Origin of the sequence: Flavobacterium sp., assembly GCF_035195345.1 — a bacterium.
Lineage (GTDB): Bacteria > Bacteroidota > Bacteroidia > Flavobacteriales > Flavobacteriaceae > Flavobacterium.
Window position 1 is genome coordinate 893,768 of record NZ_CP136574.1, and the last position, 22,026, is coordinate 915,793.

18 protein-coding genes are annotated in these 22,026 nt (G+C 32.7%); 1 reads left to right on the forward strand and 17 read right to left on the reverse strand.

Annotated features, from left to right (window positions below):
- Positions 1-17: 17 nt before the first annotated feature.
- Positions 18-713 carry a LytR/AlgR family response regulator transcription factor gene (locus RSE15_RS04295; protein WP_324069731.1) on the forward strand — a complete coding sequence of 232 codons (696 nt, stop codon included), beginning with the start codon at positions 18-20 and terminating at the stop codon, positions 711-713.
- On the opposite strand, the gene priA is transcribed toward RSE15_RS04295, so the two are convergent.
- From priA to guaA, 17 genes are all read right to left on the reverse strand, one after another.
- Entirely contained in the window at positions 710-3,160 is a 2,451-nt protein-coding gene (gene priA, locus RSE15_RS04300; RefSeq protein ID WP_324069732.1) for a replication restart helicase PriA, read from the reverse strand. The genes RSE15_RS04295 and priA overlap by 4 nt on opposite strands.
- A gap of 115 nt (positions 3,161-3,275) precedes the next feature.
- A complete protein-coding gene (locus tag RSE15_RS04305) occupies positions 3,276-3,839 on the reverse strand; it encodes a chalcone isomerase family protein (RefSeq protein ID WP_324069733.1) in 564 nt (187 codons plus the stop codon).
- Positions 3,840-3,862: 23 nt separating this feature from the next.
- Positions 3,863-4,786 (reverse strand): YihY/virulence factor BrkB family protein, encoded by a 924-nt coding sequence (locus RSE15_RS04310; RefSeq protein ID WP_324069734.1) that lies wholly within the window; start codon positions 4,784-4,786, stop codon positions 3,863-3,865.
- 3 nt (positions 4,787-4,789) lie between these two features.
- Complete coding sequence (nadC, locus tag RSE15_RS04315; RefSeq protein ID WP_324069735.1) at positions 4,790-5,647, reverse strand: carboxylating nicotinate-nucleotide diphosphorylase; 858 nt, start codon at positions 5,645-5,647, stop codon at positions 4,790-4,792.
- A 122-nt stretch (positions 5,648-5,769) separates the two neighbouring features.
- Positions 5,770-6,963, reverse strand: a complete 1,194-nt coding sequence (gene sucC / locus RSE15_RS04320) for an ADP-forming succinate--CoA ligase subunit beta (RefSeq protein ID WP_324069736.1) — start codon at positions 6,961-6,963, stop codon at positions 5,770-5,772.
- A 148-nt stretch (positions 6,964-7,111) separates the two neighbouring features.
- Positions 7,112-8,722 carry an alkaline phosphatase PafA gene (gene pafA / locus RSE15_RS04325; protein ID WP_324069737.1) on the reverse strand — a complete coding sequence of 537 codons (1,611 nt, stop codon included), beginning with the start codon at positions 8,720-8,722 and terminating at the stop codon, positions 7,112-7,114.
- Positions 8,723-8,833: 111 nt separating this feature from the next.
- On the reverse strand, positions 8,834-9,262 hold the full coding sequence (locus RSE15_RS04330) for a hypothetical protein (protein WP_324069738.1): 429 nt from the start codon (positions 9,260-9,262) through the stop codon (positions 8,834-8,836).
- A 12-nt stretch (positions 9,263-9,274) separates the two neighbouring features.
- Positions 9,275-10,219 (reverse strand): NAD(P)H-dependent flavin oxidoreductase, encoded by a 945-nt coding sequence (locus RSE15_RS04335; protein WP_324069739.1) that lies wholly within the window; start codon positions 10,217-10,219, stop codon positions 9,275-9,277.
- Positions 10,219-11,820: a S8 family serine peptidase gene (locus tag RSE15_RS04340; RefSeq protein WP_324069740.1), complete on the reverse strand. Its 1,602-nt coding sequence runs from the start codon at positions 11,818-11,820 to the stop codon at positions 10,219-10,221. The genes RSE15_RS04335 and RSE15_RS04340 overlap by 1 nt, the downstream gene beginning before the upstream one ends.
- A 57-nt stretch (positions 11,821-11,877) precedes the next feature.
- Positions 11,878-13,065: a tRNA 2-thiouridine(34) synthase MnmA gene (gene mnmA, locus RSE15_RS04345; RefSeq protein WP_324069741.1), complete on the reverse strand. Its 1,188-nt coding sequence runs from the start codon at positions 13,063-13,065 to the stop codon at positions 11,878-11,880.
- Positions 13,066-13,830 (reverse strand): toxin-antitoxin system YwqK family antitoxin, encoded by a 765-nt coding sequence (locus RSE15_RS04350; RefSeq protein ID WP_324069742.1) that lies wholly within the window; start codon positions 13,828-13,830, stop codon positions 13,066-13,068. It abuts the gene before it with no gap.
- Positions 13,831-14,114: 284 nt separating this feature from the next.
- Positions 14,115-16,001: a membrane protein insertase YidC gene (gene yidC, locus RSE15_RS04355; protein ID WP_324069743.1), complete on the reverse strand. Its 1,887-nt coding sequence runs from the start codon at positions 15,999-16,001 to the stop codon at positions 14,115-14,117.
- Between the two features lie 40 nt (positions 16,002-16,041).
- Positions 16,042-17,655, reverse strand: coding sequence for a CTP synthase (locus tag RSE15_RS04360; RefSeq protein WP_324069744.1), 1,614 nt, complete (start codon positions 17,653-17,655; stop codon positions 16,042-16,044).
- A gap of 257 nt (positions 17,656-17,912) precedes the next feature.
- On the reverse strand, positions 17,913-18,140 hold the full coding sequence (locus RSE15_RS04365; protein WP_262317572.1) for a DUF3820 family protein: 228 nt from the start codon (positions 18,138-18,140) through the stop codon (positions 17,913-17,915).
- Between the two features lie 92 nt (positions 18,141-18,232).
- On the reverse strand, positions 18,233-18,637 hold the full coding sequence (locus RSE15_RS04370; protein ID WP_324069745.1) for an OsmC family protein: 405 nt from the start codon (positions 18,635-18,637) through the stop codon (positions 18,233-18,235).
- On the reverse strand, positions 18,637-20,355 hold the full coding sequence (locus RSE15_RS04375) for an amino acid ABC transporter substrate-binding protein (protein WP_324069746.1): 1,719 nt from the start codon (positions 20,353-20,355) through the stop codon (positions 18,637-18,639). The genes RSE15_RS04370 and RSE15_RS04375 overlap by 1 nt, the downstream gene beginning before the upstream one ends.
- 110 nt (positions 20,356-20,465) lie before the next feature.
- Complete coding sequence (guaA, locus tag RSE15_RS04380; RefSeq protein ID WP_324069747.1) at positions 20,466-21,998, reverse strand: glutamine-hydrolyzing GMP synthase; 1,533 nt, start codon at positions 21,996-21,998, stop codon at positions 20,466-20,468.
- Positions 21,999-22,026 lie beyond the last annotated feature (28 nt).

Here is a 22,026-nt window from a genome sequence, read left to right on the forward strand (position 1 = left end):
GAATAAAAAATCAGACTATGAAGTTGAATTGTATTGTATTAGATGATAGCGCCCTTCAAAGAATTACTATCACAAAACTAGTTAACGAATCAATATTATTGAATTTAATTGGAGATTTTGCTAATGCCCTTGAAGCTAAGAATTGCATTAATAACAACACTATTGACTTAATGTTTTTAGACATTGAAATGCCCTTAATTAACGGCTTTGATTTTTTAGATGGACTAAAAATAAAACCACAAATTATATTTATCACTTCTAAAGCTGACTATGCTGTAAAAGCTTTTGATTATGAAGCTACTGATTTTCTTCAAAAACCAATTTCTAAGGAACGTTTTATAAAAGCAGTAAAAAAAGCTATTGAGTTGCACTTTCTTCGTTCTGAAAACAACGAAGAAAATATAGAAAGTATTGTGATTAAAAGTAACTTAAAAAAACTTAAAATATTTGTTTCTAAAATAAAATGGATTGAAGCCTATGGTGATTATATTAAATTAGTGACTGATGATGAAAGTCATTTAGTATTATCAACCATGAAAGGTTTTGAAAAAGAACTCCCAGAAGGTAAATTTATTCGCGTACATAAATCATATATCATCAATTTAGATCGCGTAGAAAAATTCAATAGTAAGTTTGCCGAAATTGGAACAACTAAAATACCGTTAAGCAGAAACAAAAAAGAAGAAATTGTTAGAGCTATAGAAAACGCTTAATACACATCTACATCCACTTTTACTTTAATAGAACGATATTGTGGAACCGCTTCAAAACTCATTAACACTTTTGCTACAGTTTGTTTGGTTGCGCCTAAGTTTTTTTGAATTGGTATTTTAACCATTATAGTCCTAATGTATTCATTTCGAATTCTATTTATAGCTGGCTCTTCCGGACCCAAAACTGGCATATCTAAATTTTGAGACAACACATTATACAACCACATAGAACCTTCTTTTAACTTATCAAAATCACGATGTTTCAATGTTAGTTTTACTAATCGAAAAAATGGCGGATATTTAAAATTCTGACGCTCGTAAATTTGTTCTTTATACATTCCCAAATAATCATTACCCAAAACTTGCTGAATAGTATTATGATAGGGGTTATAGGTCTGAATGATGACTTTCCCTTTCTTTTCAGAACGTCCTGCCCTACCTGAAACTTGCATCATCATTTGATATGCTCTTTCGTAAGCTCTGAAATTCGGCTGATTCAATAAATTATCGGCATTTAATATTCCAACTAAAGTTACGTTGTCAAAGTCTAAACCTTTGGCAAGCATTTGCGTTCCTACCAAAACATCAATTTCTCTGTTTTTAAACGAATCAATTATCTTTTCAAAACCAAATTTACCTCGAGTAGTATCTTGATCCATTCTTCCGATATTTTTCTCTGGAAAAAGTGTTTTCAATTCCATTTCGATTTGCTCGGTTCCGAAACCTTTTGAAGTAACATCCACTGATTGACAACTATGACAATGTGTAGGATTTGCAATCGAATGACCACAATAATGACAACGTAATTGATTTTTAAATTTATAATACGTCAAACTCACATCGCAACTTGGACAATGCGGCACATGACCACACGTCATACATTCCACATAAGGTGAAAATCCTCTGCGGTTTTGAAATAAAATAACTTGTTCGCCTTTAGACAACGTTTCAGTAATTTCCTCCAATAATTCATCTGAAAAATGGCCTGACATTTTCTTTCTGAAATATTTATCTTTTAAATCAACCAATTGAATTTCAGGCAATACTACATTTCCATAACGCACTTTTAATTCAGTTAAACCGTATTTATTAGATTGCACGTTATAATAGGTTTCTAAAGAAGGCGTAGCACTTCCTAAAACCACTTTTGCACCGTGTTGCTTAGCCAAAACTATGGCAGCATCACGTGCATGATATCTTGGCGCTGGATCATGTTGTTTGAACGTTTGCTCATGCTCTTCATCCACAATAATACAACCTAGATTTGAAAATGGAAGAAACAAAGCACTTCGAACACCAATAACTACTTTAGCTTTTGGAGAATTTTCTATGACTTGATTCCAAACTTCAATTCTTTCGTTATTTGTATATTTTGAATGAAAAACCGCTACTTCATTTCCAAAATAAGCAGTTAATCTTTGGACTAATTGTGTAGTAAGAGCTATTTCTGGCAATAAAAACAACACTTGCTTTCCTGCCTTAATATATTGTTCTAAAAGTTTAATGTAAATTTCGGTTTTACCCGAAGCCGTCACACCATGTAACAAATTCACATCGAACGTTTTAAAATTTTCTTGAATACTATCAAATGTTAATTGTTGGGCTTCACTCAATACAAATTGACTATCCTCTTTTTTATCGAAAGTCACTCTATCTTTTGCAATGTAATATTCTTCAAAAATAGTTTTATCGACCAACGATTTAACAATAGCTGAAGTACTACCTGATGTTTCAATTAATTTCTTAACCGAAATAGGTGCTTTTTCTCGAGCTTGTAATTGAAAATAATACAAAACCAATTCGCGTTGTTTTTTGGCTTTGGATAACACTTCCAATAACTCGGCTAATTGTTCTTGTTGTAAAAAAGATTCGTGCAATTTAATATAGCGAACTAACTTCGGTTTGTATTGTTCCGAAATTTCTTCTTGTAAAACCAAAGCGCCTTTTGTCAATAATCGATTAATTATTGGGAAAACGGTTTTCTTTCCTAAAATTTTAATCACCTCTTGAACTGTAATAGAAGATTGACTTTTTAAGGCTTCTAAAATTAGATATTCATCATCTTTTAGTTCATTACAATCAATTTCAGAATTTTCTTTTGCCGAAATAATTGTTTCACTCTCTAAGATATAACCTGAAGGCAATGCACTTCTAAAAACCTCACCCAGCGAACACATATAATAGGAAGCAATCCATTTCCAATGTTCAATTTGTTTTGAATTTACAACTGGTCTTTCATCTAAAATTTGATGAATTTCTTTTGCATCATATAATTGAGGTGGTGTATTGGTTTTACTCAACACCAGAGCCGTATAAATCTTTGTTTTACCAAAAGGAACTGCCACTCGCATTCCAATTTGAATGTAGTTAAATTCTGCCTCAGAAACCTGATATGTAAAGGTTTTTGAAACAGCCAACGGTAAAACGACTTCGATAAAATACAGCATAGAACAAATATAGTTGGAAAAAGAGAATAGAGAAAAGAAAAAAGAGAAAAGATAAACTCATCAATAAAAAAAGCGTCCTCAGTTGAGAACGCTTAGCTTTTGTATTTAGTTAGAATTATTTTCCTAACATCTCATCTTTTAAATCTTTATCAGCAGGTTTGTCGCATAACCAAATTCCGAATAAAGCTTTTTTGAAATCGTGTCCGTCAATGCTTCCTTTTTTAACTCCATTTTTATAAACAACAACTCCTTCATTTGGTACGTTGATGATAATAAAAACATCTCCTTTTTTAATTTCTTCTTTAAAGAAGCCTTTGAATTTGTCAATTTTAGCTTTTAATGGTGCTGTTTTCTTACCTGTTGCATTTTCGAAACCTTCGTTAATAGCAGAAACCATTTTATCAGAAGTAATTAATCCTGAAACAATGTTTAATTTAATAGCAGCTCCTTCTTTACTGTTCATGATTTCGGTAGCATTTGCGCTTTTTTTCTCTACATATAAAGCACCAACATACATATCCATAAACATCTTAACACGAGTTCCAGCTCCATTTAATATTAAATTTTGCCCTTCTAAACTCATTTTAGCATCTACTTTAACTCCTGCTACCGTTTTTTGTGCATTTACAGTAAATACAGTCGCAACTAGCAATAAAAGTGTAATAACCTGTTTTTTCATAATTTGATTTTTTTTTAGTTTGGTTAAATATATAAATTTTTTCTTTTCAATTTTGAAATTGTTGCATTTAATTCAAATCCTAATAACAAAACCATGCAGTTAATCCAAATATAAAACATAAGTACAAGAAGCGTACCAATAGAACCATATAACTCATTATAACGTGCAAACTTTACAACATATACTCCAAAAATATAGGAAGAAATGATAATTAAGATAGTAGTAAACACAGCTCCATAACTTATAAACGAAATTTTTGAAGTTTCTTTAGTACCAAATTTATATAGGATAGAAGTTGTAATTAAAATCATTAAAATAATAAAGCCAAAACGACTCCATTCAATTACCGAAACATCTGCAACATACCCATGAATATTAATTTTTTGAATCATAACCTCCGTAATTACAATGGCTGAAACCGTAATGATTAATATCATTGACAAAACTAAAGAGATGGCTAATGAAATAAAATACTGCTTAAAAAACCCACGAGTAATTGTTATGTGTTCAGACATTTCAAATCCTCCTAAAATAGCATTAATACCGTTTGTCATTAATAATATTGACAAAATAAAACCAGAAGATAACAACCCTTGGTGACTGGTCCCCATGATATCTTTTAATATGATTTCGATAGCATCATACGTATTTGGCGGAACACCTTCTTCAACAAATTTTAAAAAATCGGCTTGAAAATTTTCTAAAGGAATAAATGGAATTAAATTCAAAATAAATAAGGCAAATGGAAATAACGCCATGAAGAAACTAAATGCAATAGCACTTGCTCGATATGAAAAAGCACCTCTAAAAATCCCTAAAACATACATTTCCAAAATATCATATAGAGACATTCCTTCTAAAGATTTTAACTTTATGGCTTTTGCAAAGAAAACTAGCTGCTTTACAATAGGAATTTTATTGATTTTATTTTCTATTTCTTCCGACATAATTTATATCGCTTTTAAGCTTAAATCCATGTTATAAACAGAATGTGTTAAAGCCCCAGAAGAAATGTAATTTACACCACATTCTGCATAATTACGAATCGTTTTTTCATTAATATTTCCTGAAGATTCTGTTAAAGATTGATTTCCAATCATCGCAACAGCTTTCTTGGTCGTTTCGTAATCGAAATTATCTAATAGAATTCTGTATACACCTCCAGCATCTAAAATTTGCTGTACTTCATCCAAATTTCTGGCTTCAACTATAATTTTTAAATCTTTGTTATTATCGATTAAATAGTGTTTTGTTTTAGCAATTGCTTCCGCTATTCCACCTGCAAAATCAATATGATTATCCTTTAACATAATCATATCGTATAAGGCAAATCGGTGATTTTCTCCACCTCCAATTTTCACTGCCCATTTTTCTATGGCACGAATACCTGGTGTGGTTTTACGAGTATCTAAAATTTTGGTTTTAGTACCTTCTAATAAATCAACAAACATTTTAGTTTTAGTTGCTATAGCACTCATTCGTTGCATTGAATTTAAAACCAAACGTTCTGCTTTTAAAATAGATTGTGAACTTCCTGAAACATACAAAACAATATCGCCGTGCTTAACTTTTTCACCATCTTGAATTACTACCTCCACAACCATGTTTTTATCCACATAGTTAAAAATCATTTTAGCGAATTCTACTCCAGCAATAATGCCCTCATCTTTCACTAATAATTTAGCTTTTCCTTCCGCCGATGCTGGAATACAAGCCAACGAACTATGGTCACCATCTCCAACATCTTCTCGAATGGCATTACTAATGATTATTTCTAATTCTTTTTGAAATTGGGCTTCTGAAATCATGATGTTTTAATTGAATGGCTAATGTAAGAAATCCTTTGATGTTTTAAAAATATTGTGGGTGCAAAAACAAAAAACTCCCAGATAAATCTGAGAGTCTTTTTATAATTGGTCTTAAGTTCTAATTAAGATAAAGCTGCTTTAACTTGGTCAGCTGCTTCTTGGAATTGAACAGCAGATAAAATTGGCATACCTGAATTATCAATTAATTCTTTAGCGATTTCTGCGTTTGTTCCTTGTAAACGAACAATGATTGGCACTTTAATGTCATCACCCATGTTTTTATATGCATCTACAACACCTTGAGCTACACGGTCACAACGAACGATTCCTCCAAAAATGTTGATTAAAATTGCTTTAACGTTTGGATCTTTTAAGATAATTCTAAAAGCTAATTCAACACGTTTTGCATCAGCAGTTCCACCTACATCTAAGAAGTTAGCTGGTTCAAAACCTGCGTATTTAATTAAATCCATAGTTGCCATTGCTAAACCAGCACCATTCACCATACATCCTACTGTACCGTCAAGGTCAACATAGTTTAATCCAGCTTCTTTAGCTTCAACTTCAATTGGATTTTCTTCTCTAACATCTCTCATTTCAGCATATTTTGCTTGTCTGAATAGAGCGTTATCGTCGATATTTACTTTAGCATCAACTGCTAAAATTTTATTATCAGATGTTTTTAATACTGGGTTAATTTCAAACATTGAAGCATCTGAACCAATGTAAGCATTGTATAAAGCATCAATAAATTTAACCATTTCTTTGAAAGCATTTCCAGAAAGACCTAAATTGAAGGCAATTTTTCTAGCTTGGAAACCTTGTAATCCAATAGCAGGATCAATTTCTTCTGTAAAAATTAAATGAGGAGTGTGCTCTGCCACTTCTTCAATATCCATTCCACCTTCTGTAGAATACATAATCATATTTCTACCCGTAGCTCTATTTAATAAAACTGACACATAGAATTCAGAAGTTTCACTTTCTCCAGGATAATATACATCTTCAGCAATTAAAACTTTGTGAACTGTTTTTCCTTCAGGTGGTGTTTGTGGTGTAATTAACTGCATTCCGATGATTTGCTCAGAAATTTCAGTAACTTGATCTAAGTTTTTAGCTAATTTAACTCCTCCACCTTTTCCTCTACCTCCAGCATGGATTTGTGCTTTTACTACGTACCAACTTGTACCTGTTTCAGCAGTCAATTGTTTTGCTGCAGCAACCGCCTCAACTGGATTGTTAGCTACAATTCCACGTTGAACGCGTACTCCATAACTAGCTAGGATTTCTTTACCCTGATATTCGTGTATGTTCATAATTATTATGCGTTTATCTTGTTTAAAAAAGTGCCACAAAAATAGCAAAGTAATTTTTAATGGACTAACTTTTTTTGGTTTAATTTGGGAATTTGATATACATTAATTTATTAATTGAAATAAGCCCAAATTGATGTTGTATTAATTTTTACTCCCCTAAAACCTCTAACAAAACCTTACCATCAGTACTATTTGGCATAGTGATTTTTAGCATTTGTGTGATAGTTGGCGCAATTTGGATGATTTCTTTTCTGTCGTGGGTTTGTCCTTTTTTGATGTTCCAACCAAAGAAAATTAGTGGAACATGCGTATCATAAGAATAAGGTGAACCATGCGTAGTTCCAGTTGAAGAATACTCAACATAACCTGGTTTAAAAATCAATACTAATTCTCCATTTTGTGTTGGGTCGTAGCCTTTGGAAACAAAGTTTAAATAATAGTCACTTTCGTTAGCGTTTGCCACTTCTTCTTCGGTATAAACACGTTTGATGTAATCTTGTTTTTGCAAATAATCTTTAAAATTCTGTTTTACCTCTTGTAAATTCAAGCCTTTTGATTTGACTTTACTTTTATCAATAAACACATTATAATTGGAATAATCCAATACTAAATTTTCTCCAAAAGTAGATTCTGAAAACTCCTTTAACTCTTTTTGAATGTTTTTATAATTGATGTTATCTACCTTGTATTTATTATCTTTCAAATAGGTTACATTTTCCGCACCAGCGTGATCAGCTGTTAAGAAAACCAAGTAATTTCCTTTTCCAACGGTTTTATCTAAGTAAGCCAAGAAATCAGCAATCGTTTCGTCTAAACGCAAATAGGTGTCTTGTAATTCAATAGAACGTGGTCCTAAAACGTGACCAATATAATCTGTAGAGGAGAAACTTACGGCTAAGAAATCGGTAATATTATCTTTTCCTAAATTTTCACTTTCGATGGCTTTTTTAGCAAAATCGGCTAATAAGTTATTTCCATAAGGCGTTGAACGTAGGATTCCAACATCGTTTGCATCATACATATCTTGCAAGTTGTAAGGCATAAACGGTGCTTTTTTATATAATTTTCCTTCGTATGGATTGTTATCCGTTAAACTTTCATTGTAAGCTTCTTTTGGTTTTAGTAAATTCCAACCTTTGCTTACATATTTTAAATAATTTTTCTCGGCATTGAATTGCGTTGCCCAATCTGGAAGTTTTTCCCCATAATAGGTGCTTGATATAAATGCTCCAGTTTTGCTGTACCAAAATGCCCAGTCAGCAAAATGCCCAGCTGGAAGAATGGCTCCTCTATCTTTAATACTCATTCCAATCACTTTTCCTTTGAAATTGGTTGACAACTTTAATTCGTCAGTGATAGTAGAACTTTGCAAGTTTCTTGGCGACATTTTGCCTTCTTTTTCAGAATCATCTCCAATGGTTGAAACAGTTGCATCATCAGTACAATACATTTCTTTTCCTGTATCTTTATTAAACCATTCGTTACCAACAATTCCATGAACCGATGGCGTAGTTCCGGTGTAAACTGAAGCATGACCTGGAGCTGTGTATGTTGGCATGTAATTGTAGTGCGTATTATGAAACGTATAACCTTGATTCATTAATCTTTTGAAACCATTTTCAGAAAAATCGCTTGAAAAACGGTATAGATATTCCATTTTCATTTGGTCAACCACGATTCCAACGACTAATTTTGGTTTGTCTTGAGCAGTTACTAAAAAAGAAACTAAAACAACTAATAAGATTAAGGCTTTCTTCATTTTTAAATAATTTATACAAAAGTACGTTTTTGATGTAAATGGAATGTTAATAAATAAAAAAATGACTTTCTATTGGATTCAATAAAAAGTCATTTCAAGTATAATTTAAATTTATTTTTTCTTAGCTGCCTTATCTTCAAGAACATCCATATTGTAAGCAATAATTATGTCTTGATATGTAATGTAAAGTTGGTTTCTACTACCTTGTTTTTTTCTTGTGTAAATAGCTAAAGTACACTCTACTCCATTATTATCTACACAATTAAACTTTACCACATCATCATCTCCTATCGTTTCTTGATTTCCATATTTTATAATAGAAAACAATTGTAACACTTCTGAATACACCACAATTCTATGACTTTCCATATCTAAAAGTACGGTCATTTCGGTTTTTTGTAATTTAGACCAATCGCCCCAATTTCCTTTTTTGTCTTTCTGGCTTACCATAAAACCAGAAGTTTTGAAATTATATTTTTGCGCATAAGCAGTCACCGATGCAAAAAACAAGAACAATAGAATGTATTTTAAACTCTTCATTTCATTATTATATTAAAATTCAAAGGTAGCAACCTCATGTTTAGCAACGTTAAATTCCGTTATTATGTTATCAACAATAGTTTCAACAGGTAAAATATCGTGAATTAATCCTGCAATTTGACCAATTTCTAGTTCTCCTTCTATTAAATCACCTTCAAACATACCACGTTTTGCTCTACGCTTTCCAAGTAAATTTTCTAAATCTTCTTTAGACGGACATTTAGCATATAATTCCTGAACATCATTAAAGAATTTGTTTTTGATTAATCGAACAGGAGCTAACTCTTTTAAAGTTAATTGCGTATCGCCTTCACCCGTTTCCACAATCGTTCTTTTGAATTCATCGTGAGCAGAACTTTCGGTTGAAGCAGCAAAACGGCTTCCCATTTGAACACCATCGGCACCTAAAGTCATAGCGGCAAGCATTCCTCTTCCTGTTGCAATTCCTCCTGCAGCAATAAGTGGAATATCAATTTGTTCTCGCACCATTGGAATAAGAGTCAATGTTGTAGTTTCTTCTCTACCATTGTGTCCACCAGCTTCAAAGCCTTCTGCAACAACAGCATCCACTCCCGCTTCTTGGGCTTTTAGAGCAAATTTTGAACTACTTACAACATGTACAACGGTTATGCCATTTTCTTTTAAAAATGGAGTCCATGTTTTTGGATTTCCAGCTGAAGTAAAAACGATTTTTACTTCTTCTTCTTTTAGAATTTGCATAATTTCTTCAATGTTAGGATATAACATTGGTACGTTTACTCCAAAAGGTTTATCTGTTGCTTTTTTACATTTTTGAATGTGTTCTCTTAATACTTCTGGATACATAGAACCTGCCCCAATTAATCCTAATCCACCAGCATTACTTACTGCACTAGCTAATTTATAACCACTGTTCCAAATCATTCCACCTTGAATAATTGGATATTTTATATTGAAGAGTTGGGTAATTTTATTCATTATAATTTTAATAATTTTCCTGTAGTTGATTTATTAGTTGTATTGAATTGGTAAAAATACAATCCTGATGCCAAATTAGAGAGATAAATTGTCTTATTCGCTTCTGAAATAGTAAATTCGCTTACCTGTTGTCCTAAATTGTTACACAATGTTAATTTCCCTATTGATTCTGACTTAGGAAGTTGAATTGTAAGCTCGTTTTGAAGGGGATTAGGATAGATTAATATGGTCTCATTATCAAATAAAACGGTTGACAAAGCATTATTTAAAGCCAATTGAAAATCTGGAATTCCATATCCAAATTGATTTGTTGGAATCGTAAATCTATCTGATGATTCTTTTACAAATTGCACCACTTCTGCTGCTGTTAAATTTGGTACTGCTGACCAAAAGCTTGTAATCATACCAGCCATAATAGGTCCCGCAAAGGAAGTTCCGTTTGCTGTTACAATGGTTCCACTTGTATTTGACACCACCGAAGCTTGTCCTTGAGCCATAACATCTGGCTTCACACGACCGTCAAACGAAGGCCCTCTGGAACTAAATGCTGCATACGTTTCATCTGCCTTAACAGCTCCAACAGCCAATACATTTGTAGCTTCAGCTGGAACACCAACATAAGGATTCGCAGAAGCACCCGAATTTCCTGCACTTGCAATAACCACAATACCTTTTGAAAAAGCAATATTAGCACCTCTTGAAGCAAAAGCTTGATTTCCGGTCATTTGACTATATGTATGGCTGTAATTTGGATTATCATAACCAAAATAACCAAGTGATGACGTAATTACATCAACTCCTAATCTATCGGCTTCTTCTGCAGCTTCTACCCAATAACTTTCTTCTACTGGATTTTCTCCAGCTACATCTTCGGTAACAAATAAATAATATTGGGCATCTGGAGCTGTACCGATTAATTGACCATCTACATAACCACCCATGCAAGAAAGCACCATCGTTCCGTGATTATGCAATGTATAAACATCAGAACTTTGACTTACATAATTGTAACCTCCTAATATTAAATTATTTGTAAAAAGACGTTGGAATGGTTGAACCGTATTTACATTTAAAAAACCTGAGTCTAAAACCGCAATAATTTTCCCTGCACCCGTATAATTTTGCTCATGCAATAAGTGTCCGTTTAGCATTTGAATTTGATTAGCTGAAGTACCATAATTATATGTAATTTCAACATTCATTTGTTTATTGACCTGAGAATTATTTGTAGCTATACTTCTATTGTTTAATGTTTGATTTGCAAACTCAATCGAATTTACAAATGGCAAACTCGTTAAAGCTTGAATATCTGTTTGAGTACCCCTAATATGCAAAGCATTCAGCCACTTTGATTTTGCCAAAACAGAAATACCTGTTGCTAAATCAACTTGATCAATATAGGTTTGGGCTATTGGAACATCTGTATTATTTAATGCAATTCCTTGCGCAGTTCTTCTATCTAAAGCTCTTTGCGTGAGCATAGTAAGCGGATTTGATAAATAATTAGTTGCATCAGGTTTGTCATTAAAATACACCCATGCGTCTTCTTGAGAAAAACCTAAATTAAAAATAAATACTACAAAAAATAAGAAATTCTTCATATAAATGTGTTTATCATAATCAAATTTACTTATTTTAATTGAAGAATTATAATTTTATTAAGCAATAACACCACTTCCTAAAACTTCATCATTATGGTGCCAAGCTACAAATTGTCCTTCTGTAATTGCAGATTGCTGTTTTTCAAACACAACATACATTCCCTCTTTAAATTGATGTAATGTTGCTTTTTGAAGAGGTTGACGATAACGAATTCTAGCCATTACCTCCATTTTTTCACTTTCTTTTAATGCTAAATCTTCTCTTATCCAATGTACTTCATCATTTGCAATAAACAATGCTTTTTTGAATAAGCCTGGATGATTATTTCCTTGACCCGTGTAAATGATATTTTTTTCTACATCTGTTTCAATGATGAATAAAGGCTCTTTTGTTCCACCAACATTTAATCCTTTACGTTGTCCTTTTGTGAAATAATGAGCACCTTGATGTTTGCCCATAACTTTACCAGGCACTTTCAAGTAATCAATGCGTTTGGCTTCAAAAGCAAAAGCCTCTTCATCTGAGCTGAATTGAGGTTTTTCTTGAGTATACACAATTGCTTCAGTAGGAATTTCAATAATAATACCTTCTTTAGGTTGTAATTTTTGTTGTAAAAACTCGGGTAACCGAACTTTACCAATAAAACAAAGCCCTTGCGAATCTTTCTTTTCAGCAGTAATCAAATCCAATTTAGATGCAATTTCACGAACTTCTGGTTTTGTTAATTCGCCAATTGGAAATAAAGCTTTTGAAAGTTGCTCTTGTGATAATTGACATAAAAAATAAGATTGATCTTTATTGTCATCTTTACCTGCTAATAATTGATATACTTCTTTTCCGTCTTTTTCAAGTGTTCCTTTGCGGCAATAATGTCCCGTTGCTACATAATCAGCACCTAAAGACATTGCAATTTTCATAAAAACGTCAAATTTAATTTCACGGTTACACAATACGTCAGGATTTGGAGTTCTTCCTTTTTCGTATTCGTTAAACATGTAATCGACAATTTTTTCTTTGTATTGTTCTGACAAATCAACCGTTTGGAAAGGAATTCCCAATTTTTCTGCTACTAATAAAGCATCATTACTATCTTCTAACCAAGGGCATTCATTAGAAATTGTAACTGAATCATCGTGCCAATTTTTCATAAACAACCCGATAACTTCATAACCTTGTTCTTTTAATAAATAAGCGGCAACACTTGAGTCTACCCCTCCAGAAAGTCCAACTACTACTCGTTTCATTTATTCCTGCCCTCCTTTTTCTTGTTTCAATTGATCGAGCGTTTTTGATACTTCTTGTGTATTTCTTTGCTCGTATTTTATTAATTCTTTACTAAATTTTGCTGCTTTTACTTCATTAATTACTTTATTTTTCTCAAAAAATTTCCAAATACCTACACGTTTTCCATTAACATAATTTCCTTCATACATTTTATTCCCCATTCCATCATAATAAGTTGCTATACCATCATATTGTCCATTTTTATAGATATGAGAATCTATTAATTGACCTTTTTCAGAATAAGTTTTAGAATTTCCAACTTTAACCCCCATTTTATAGTTAGTTTCTTCAGCAATTGTTCCATCTTTATAAAAAACCTTTCTAACGCCATCTAACTTTCCGTTTTTATAAAATTCTAGAGTCATTAACTGTTTTGATTCAAAATGATAATACTTCCACTCACCTGATGGTAGTTTATTTGCCAAAGTTCCTTCACTAACTTTATTCCCTTTTTGATCATAAAATACAGCATAACAAGAACCGTTACCTTTAGAAAAATCACGCGTTGCAATTACAGTTGCGGCTTTAGTATCATCAAAATATTTAAATATACCTGTTTCTTTTCCATGATTAAAAGTGCCTTCATAACGAATTCTATTCGATTCTTTATGAGTTCCTCTCCACAAACCATGACGATTTCCTTTATCATCTAATTGATTGATATTATCTTGAGTAAATCCTAAAAAAGAATTTAATACTAAAAGCAATACGAAAATTTGTTTCATTTTATGTTCTTTATTTTCTATGTAACTATAATTTATAAGCAATTATTATTCCCTTTACAAAATTAATCAAATAAACATAATCTTTTGTTTAATTAAATTTTGTTAATTCTATACATCCTAAACTAATTACTCCAATAAAATAAATGTACATGCTTTTTTTGATATATATTCTCCTTTTCTTAATTAAATATATTGCTTAAGTTACCAAATCCTATAATTGCAATTCTCATAATTACTAAAAAAGAAACCCTGTCGGTGCAGACAGGGTTAATATTAAGATAAATTTACTTTTTCTTTTGTGCGGCTTTTTGAGCTTCTGCTTGCTCCATCATTTCGCGCATTTTTCTTTGGAATTTACTTTCCGTTTTCTCTTTTGTTTTATTCTCCTGAATTTGAGCATGAATTTTGTCTTCTTTCACGATGTAATTCTTGATAACCAACATAATTCCAATCGTAATTAAGTTAGAAACGAAGTAATATAAACTCAATCCTGATGCATAGTTGTTAAAGAAAAACAACATCATAATTGGAGAAATATAAATCATAATTTTCATGATTTTCCCCATATCAGGCATCCCTTCTTGTGGAGGTGTACTCATTGCCTGGTCTCCAGTTGTCATTTTCATGTAGAAGAAAATAGCAATAGACGCTAAAATTGGGAATAAACTCACGTGACTTCCATAAAATGGAATATGGAAAGGTAATTGAAGTACAGCATCAAATGAAGATAAATCATCTGCCCATAAGAACGATTTTTGTCTTAAATCGAACATCGATGGGAAGAACTGAAACAAGGCATAGAAAATAGGCATTTGCATCAAGGCTGGTAAACATCCTGCCATAGGATTTACGCCGGCTTTAGAATACAACTTCATAGTTTCTTGTTGTTTCTTCATCGGATTGTCCTTGAATTTTTCATTCAATTCAGCAATTTCAGGACGTAACACTTTCATTTTTGCCTGTGACAAGTATGATTTATATGTTACTGGCGACATTACTATACGAACTAAAATCGTGAATAAAATAATCGCAATTCCGTAACCAATACCTAACGCTGAAATAAATCCGAATACAGGAATAAAAATATAACGGTTAATCCATCCAAAAATTCCCCAACCTAATGGCATAATTTCGTCAAGATTTTTCTCATAATCATTTAAGATAGTATAATCTGAAGGACCATAATACCAATTCATGTTATAATTCAAAGCACCGTTTTTAAATTCTAAAGGAACTTGTGCTGTGAAATTCTTTGTAAAAACAGTATCAATTTCTTCATCATCCACTAAATTATCAGATTTGAATTTTGCTGTTTTAAACTTCGTATCGGTTAATAAAATAGAAGTGAATAAATGTTGTTTGAAAGCAATGTAAGAAACATCTTTTGCTTCATCTTCTGAATCTTTTGCTGCGTTTAAATAATCATCCTTATCATCTTCATATTCGAAAACTAACTCCGTATAACGATTTTCATACGAAATACTTTTCTCGTTTCTGTATGATTTTAATTGCCATTCTAAATCTAATGGTTTAGAAGTATTCACTACTTTTTCTAAACCTTGAGAACGGATAGCAAAATCTAACATGTATTCGTTAGGTTTTAACACATAACGATATTCCAAAAACTGATCTGGACCTGCTTTTAATTGTAATGTCAAAACTTGATTTTTACCTTCAGTAGTTAACTTAGGTTCAAAATACATGTCTTTTGTATGCAACGTTCTGTTATCAGTTGTATTTAAAGCAATGTCTAAAGAAGCGTTTTTATCTTTAATGATTTGAACCGCTTTTTTTGAATTTTTCTCAAATTGATCAAATCCTAAAACAGTTGCTTCTGTAATATAACCTCCTTTATTAGAAATTTTAAGTGATAAAACTTCATTCTTGATTTCTGTAACAGCATCTGTAGCTGACGGAAGTGTTGCAGAATATCCAAACGAACCTAATTGTGCTTGCGTTGCAGCATTATTAGTAGAATCCGCTACTGGAGTTGCCGCAACCGTTGAGGTAACCGTTTTAACTTCTTTGGCTTGTTTGTCTAATTGCTCTTTTTTCTCTTTTTCCTTTTGTTCTTCTGGTGTTGGAGCATTGGAATATAACATCCAAATCAAAATTCCAGAAATCAATACAAATCCGATAATCGAATTAAGGTCTAATTTTTTTTCTTCCATCTATTTATTAGTGTTCAAAGTTCAGTTTTTAATGAACCGATTATTTAGTTTTATGTTGTACAGCTGCAGCTACAAAACTCACAAAAAGTGGGTGCGGATTTGCAACAGTACTTTTATATTCAGGATGGTATTGAACGCCGATAAAGAAAGGATGTGTAGGAATTTCAACAATTTCTACCAACTTCGTATCTGGATTTACTCCCGAAGCTACTAATCCTGCTTTTTCTAATTCGTTTAAATACGCACCATTGAATTCGTAACGGTGACGGTGGCGCTCCATAATCTCCGTTTTACCATAGATTTTTTGTGCCAACGTATTTTCTTTGATACTACATTTCCATGCACCTAAACGCATAGTTCCTCCTTTGTTTTCAATATTTTTTTGCTCTTCCATTAAATTAATAACGGGATGAGTTGTATTTTCATTCATTTCGGTTGAATTCGCATCCGTATAACCTAAAACATTTCGCGAATATTCAATGACCGCCATTTGCATTCCCAAACAAATTCCGAAAAATGGAATATTATTTTCTCTTGCATAACGAACCGTATCGATTTTACCTTCAATTCCACGACCGCCAAAACCTGGTGCAACAAGTATACCATCTAAATCTTTCAACTGACTTTCTGCCGAATTGGCATCTAAATATTCAGAATGAATAGAAATAACATTCACTTTGGTCTCATTTGCTGCTCCTGCATGAATAAAAGCTTCTAAAATCGATTTGTACGAATCTTGCAATTCCACATATTTTCCAACCAAACCAATGTTTACTTCGTGCTTAGGATTTTTCAATCTAAATAAGAACTCGTTCCAGTTGTTTAAATCTGGTGTATTTTTTTCCGGTAAATCTAATTTTTTCAACGCTACTCTATCCAATCCTTCTTCCAACATTAAATTGGGAACTTCATAAATAGTGGAAGCATCAATCGATTGAATTACCGCTTCTTTTTTTACATTACAAAACAACGCTAATTTTTGACGTAAATCTTGCGAAATTTCATGTTCAGTTCTACACACTAAAATATCAGCTTTGATTCCGCTTTCCATTAAAGTTTTCACCGAATGTTGTGTTGGTTTCGTTTTTAATTCTCCGGCAGCAGCCAAATAAGGCACTAGCGTTAAATGAATTACGATTCCGTTATTTTCACCTAATTCCCAAATCAATTGACGTACTGACTCGATATAAGGTAATGATTCTATATCTCCAACAGTTCCACCAATCTCAGTAATTACAATATCAAAATCACCCGATTTTCCAAGTAACTGCATGCGTTCCTTGATTTCGTTTGTGATATGAGGTACTACCTGAACCGTTTTTCCTAAAAATTCTCCTCTACGTTCTTTTTCAATAACTGAAAGATACACTCTTCCTGTAGTTACGTTGTTCGCTTGAGAAGTAGGAACGTTTAAAAAACGCTCATAGTGACCTAAATCTAAATCCGTTTCTGCTCCATCGTCTGTTACATAACATTCTCCGTGTTCGTAAGGATTTAATGTTCCTGGATCCACGTTTATGTATGGATCAAACTTTTGAATGGTCGTTCGGTATCCTCTGGCTTGCAATAATTTAGCTAACGAAGCAGCGATGATTCCTTTCCCTAAAGAAGAAGTCACACCTCCGGTAACAAAAATGTACTTAGTTTGGTTCATTGTATTGTTGTTGTGTTGTTGTTGCGATAAATATCTTTTATCTATAATAAAATCGTGCAAAGATAACACTAATTAGTCAATGTGCCAATTAGTCGATGTATCAATTTTGTAATTAAATTGTAAACAATATACTTTCTAGTGAAGGAAAAATCCAACGTTTCTACAAAGAATACAAATTATCAATTTTAATAGCCACGGATTACAAAGATTAACACTGATTAATCCTTGAAAATCCTTTAATCCGTGGCAAAAAAATTTTATTTTTTTGGAAAGTTTCTGCGGATGTTTCGAACGAGTTCTTCTAAGCCGTTTAGCTTGAGTTCGTGTACCAATTTTAATTGTTCGCCTAATTGTCCTTTTGGGAAACCTTTATTGGCATACCAAACCACATAATACTCCGGAAGGTCGATTAAGTAATAGCCTTCGTATTTGCCAAACGGCATTTTAGTATGTGCGAGTTTTACGAGAAGTTCTTGGTTGGTCATTTTTGCTTTAGAGGTTAGAAAAAAGAGAATAGAAGAAAGACTTTTTAAAACTGCCTATATTCTTTTCTCTTTCATCTTTGTTCTTTTATCTATTACTTCCAATTAAAAACAACATCCTTTTCAATATCTGGATGCAAGCTTAATAAAACAGGACAAGTCATTGCCGTTCTTTCTAAGATAGTTTTTGTTTTTTCGTCGGGATTTATGGAGAAATTGAAAGTTACATGAATTTCGGTAATTCTTCTTGGTTCGGTTCCCATAATTTTGGTTACTTCTGCAGTGGAACCTGAAAAATCTACGTCTAAATCGCGTGCTTTAATTCCCATAACGGTAAACATGCAACTTGCTAATCCGTTGGCAACAGTGTCGGTTGGAGAAAAAGCTTCTCCTTTTCCGTTGTTGTCTAGTGGTGCATCCGAAATAATTTCCGAACCTGATTGTAAATGTATAGAAGAGGTGCGTAAATCACCTAAATAAGTCACTTTTGAAGTTGCCATTATTGTGCTTGTTTAATCGTTAAATCACTGTCGTAGTACAATAAATACGTCGCGTTATTTGAAATTAATCCGTTACTAGAATTATAATCAAATGCGTTTTCAATGTATTCAGTTTTGGTAGTTGCTGCTGATTTTACAAATCCTTCTGGTTGGCAAATACGCAACATGGCATCAAACGTAACATCAAAACCTTTTTTAGCGGCAGCGTTTGGATAAATATTGTTAATTTTCTTGAATTGTTTTTCAAATATTTTTTCTTCTGGTGTTTCGGCTATTTTAGTTGCTGATGGAAATAACAATTTTAAATCCGTTAAATTCTTCATTGGAATTTCTTCAAAGTTCAACGCATCATATAATTCGAAAACCGCTAATTGAATGTCGTATTCTTTTTGCAACCCTTTTAAAATATTGGTAATACTTATAATAGTACTTGCTTTTTCGATTTCCATCAAAACAAAATTCTTTTGACCTTTAACTAATTTTGTTTTTAAAAGCGCCACATCTAAAGCCCCTTTATCATTAAACAAAGCATGCTTAACTTCTGGATGATTTGCTATTATAAAATCTTTTGAAGTTGTTTTCTTAGCACTAATAATGGCTACTACATTTCCGTTTTTCGATTTGAAATAATCAAACATCGAAGCACGTAAACGATCTTCCGCTGGAACGGTGTAATATAAATTTGGTAACGGTAACCCTCGCTCTTTAGAAAGTGGCGAAATTACTGGTGTATTATATTTTGTTAGCAATTGTGCTGTTGTTTCTACTACTGAATTTTGAAAAGGTCCTACAACCGCATCTACATTTTCGAAATCATTTTTAGAAATAATAGAAGCTACATTAGAAGAATATTTAGTACTTTCTACATCGTACACCTTAACATTTACTGGCAATCCTAACACTTTAGCCGAATCAATTGCCATAAGCGCTCCTGCATAAAAATCCAAAGTAAGGTTTAAGAATTTATTAGTTTTTAATTGCTCTGTTTTGGTTTTAACCGAATCTGTTTCAATTTTATTGATATTAAACGGCAACAACAATACTAAGTTTTTTTGTTTCGATTTATCTACCGATCCTAACAAATTCACTTTATTTTTAGCAACTAAAACTGAATCTTTTGCTTTTGTGATTACAGATCCATTCGATGGCACTTTTAAAATCATTCCAATTTTCAAGCCATCTTGTAAATCAGGATTTAACTTGATTAACTCCTCCTGACTAATATCAAATTTCTTGGTTAAACTATATAACGTTTCTTTCGCTTGCACTTCATAGTTAGACAATGCTGTTTTACTATCCAATTTAGGCTTGGCATCTGGCACAAACAAAGAGGGAGTCTTTACCTGATTCGAGGAAGGTTTGGAAACGAAAATTTGTTGCCCTTTTTTCAACCCGCCATCTAATTGTTGTTTGTTCCAATTTTCTAAATCAGAAACAGTTACGTTATATTTTTTAGCAATTCCGTAAAGAGTTTCTTTCTCTCCAACTTCATGAATAATTGCTTTACCCGTTGATGGTTTTGGAATTAATAAAGTCGTATTTTCTTTAACACCTCCTTTAGCATCTGGGTTCAAACGATAAATATCGTAGGGAGTTATTTGGTATTTTTTTGCAATTTGAAAAACAGTTTCCCCCTTTGCTACAATATGTTTTATTTGTGCTTGAAGCTGAAAAGTAAAAGCTTGAAATAAAAAAATAAAAAAAATGATTCTTTTCATGATACTCTATAACATTTTAAAAACAAAAATTTCAATAGCAATTTATATCGTAAAAATAGAATAAAAATAATTGCTATTGAAATTTATATGTTGAATTTGAAAAATTTATTTTATTCCCATTCTATCGTTGCAGGTGGTTTCGAACTGATGTCATACACCACTCTATTCACGCCTCTAACATTATTTATAATTTCATTCGAAATCTTCATTAAGAATTCATAAGGTAAATGTACCCAATCCGCTGTCATTCCATCTGTAGATTCTACTGCACGCAATGCTACTACTTTTTCATAAGTACGCTCATCACCCATTACTCCAACACTATTTACAGGCAATAAGATTGCTCCCGCTTGCCATACTTTGTCGTATAATCCATGTTCTTTTAATCCGTTGATGAAAACAGCATCTACTTCTTGCAAAATAGCAACTTTTTCTGGTGTAATATCACCTAAAATACGAATCGCTAATCCTGGTCCTGGAAATGGATGACGACCTAATAATTCTTCGTCAATTCCTAATGATCTTCCTACTCTACGAACCTCATCTTTAAATAACATTCGTAAAGGCTCTACAACTTGCAATTTCATAAAATCAGGCAATCCCCCTACATTATGATGCGATTTAATCGTTGCCGAAGGTCCGCCAGTTGCCGAAACTGATTCGATAACATCTGGATAAATTGTACCTTGACCTAACCATTTTACATCGGTTAACTGGTGTGCTTCATCATCAAAAACTTCAATGAACGCTTTTCCAATGGCTTTACGTTTTGCTTCTGGATCATCTAATCCAGCTAACGCATCCAAAAAGCGTGCCGAAGCATCAACTCCTTTTACGTTTAAACCCATTCCTTTGTACTGATTTAGTACATTTTGGAATTCGTTTTTACGTAATAATCCGTTGTTGACGAAAATACAATATAAGTTTTCACCAATTGCTTTATTCAATAAAACCGCGGCTACTGTTGAATCTACACCACCCGAAAGTCCTAAAACCACTTTATCGTTTCCGATTTTAGCTTTCATTTCTGCAACCACTTCCTCTACGAAAGCGTTTGGCGTGAAGGTTTGAGGTACTTGCGCAATTTTCACTAAGAAGTTTTCCAACATTTGTTTTCCATCTGTTGAATGGTATACTTCTGGGTGAAATTGAATGGCATAAGTAGTTTCTCCTTCAATTTTATATGCTGCGTTTTCTACGTCTTTTGTACTCGCAATCATGACACCATTTGTCGGAAGTTTCTTGATGGAATCCGAGTGACTCATCCAAACTTGGCTATTTTCAGAAACACCTTCTAAAAACAATTCGTTCTCTTTGATGTACGAAAGATTTGCTCTTCCGTATTCTCTTGTGTTAGAAGCTGCTACTTCTCCACCTGAAAAATGGGCTAAATATTGTGCTCCGTAACAAACTGCTAACAACGGCATTTTGCCTCTAATTTGAGATAAATCTGGGTGAAGTGCTTCTTCTGAACGCACTGAACATGGACTTCCACCTAAAATTACTGCTTTATATGATGATAAATCTGCTGGAATTTTATCGAATGGAAAAATCTCGCAGAAAATATTTAATTCTCTTACTCTTCGGGCAATTAATTGGGTGTATTGCGAACCGAAATCTAAAATTAATATGTTGTGTTGCATTTTATTGTTGTTGTGTTGTAAATTTTAA

What these genes read in the sequence shown, in the direction of transcription:
- RSE15_RS04295 (WP_324069731.1), top strand. Translation starts at nt 18, where the DNA reads ATGAAGTTGAATTGTATTGTATTAGATGATAGCGCCCTTCAAAGAATT.
- priA (WP_324069732.1), bottom strand. Translation starts at nt 3,160, where the DNA reads ATGCTGTATTTTATCGAAGTCGTTTTACCGTTGGCTGTTTCAAAAACC.
- RSE15_RS04305 (WP_324069733.1), bottom strand. Translation starts at nt 3,839, where the DNA reads ATGAAAAAACAGGTTATTACACTTTTATTGCTAGTTGCGACTGTATTT.
- RSE15_RS04310 (WP_324069734.1), bottom strand. Translation starts at nt 4,786, where the DNA reads ATGTCGGAAGAAATAGAAAATAAAATCAATAAAATTCCTATTGTAAAG.
- nadC (WP_324069735.1), bottom strand. Translation starts at nt 5,647, where the DNA reads ATGATTTCAGAAGCCCAATTTCAAAAAGAATTAGAAATAATCATTAGT.
- sucC (WP_324069736.1), bottom strand. Translation starts at nt 6,963, where the DNA reads ATGAACATACACGAATATCAGGGTAAAGAAATCCTAGCTAGTTATGGA.
- pafA (WP_324069737.1), bottom strand. Translation starts at nt 8,722, where the DNA reads ATGAAGAAAGCCTTAATCTTATTAGTTGTTTTAGTTTCTTTTTTAGTA.
- RSE15_RS04330 (WP_324069738.1), bottom strand. Translation starts at nt 9,262, where the DNA reads ATGAAGAGTTTAAAATACATTCTATTGTTCTTGTTTTTTGCATCGGTG.
- RSE15_RS04335 (WP_324069739.1), bottom strand. Translation starts at nt 10,219, where the DNA reads ATGAATAAAATTACCCAACTCTTCAATATAAAATATCCAATTATTCAA.
- RSE15_RS04340 (WP_324069740.1), bottom strand. Translation starts at nt 11,820, where the DNA reads ATGAAGAATTTCTTATTTTTTGTAGTATTTATTTTTAATTTAGGTTTT.
- mnmA (WP_324069741.1), bottom strand. Translation starts at nt 13,065, where the DNA reads ATGAAACGAGTAGTAGTTGGACTTTCTGGAGGGGTAGACTCAAGTGTT.
- RSE15_RS04350 (WP_324069742.1), bottom strand. Translation starts at nt 13,830, where the DNA reads ATGAAACAAATTTTCGTATTGCTTTTAGTATTAAATTCTTTTTTAGGA.
- yidC (WP_324069743.1), bottom strand. Translation starts at nt 16,001, where the DNA reads ATGGAAGAAAAAAAATTAGACCTTAATTCGATTATCGGATTTGTATTG.
- RSE15_RS04360 (WP_324069744.1), bottom strand. Translation starts at nt 17,655, where the DNA reads ATGAACCAAACTAAGTACATTTTTGTTACCGGAGGTGTGACTTCTTCT.
- RSE15_RS04365 (WP_262317572.1), bottom strand. Translation starts at nt 18,140, where the DNA reads ATGACCAACCAAGAACTTCTCGTAAAACTCGCACATACTAAAATGCCG.
- RSE15_RS04370 (WP_324069745.1), bottom strand. Translation starts at nt 18,637, where the DNA reads ATGGCAACTTCAAAAGTGACTTATTTAGGTGATTTACGCACCTCTTCT.
- RSE15_RS04375 (WP_324069746.1), bottom strand. Translation starts at nt 20,355, where the DNA reads ATGAAAAGAATCATTTTTTTTATTTTTTTATTTCAAGCTTTTACTTTT.
- guaA (WP_324069747.1), bottom strand. Translation starts at nt 21,998, where the DNA reads ATGCAACACAACATATTAATTTTAGATTTCGGTTCGCAATACACCCAA.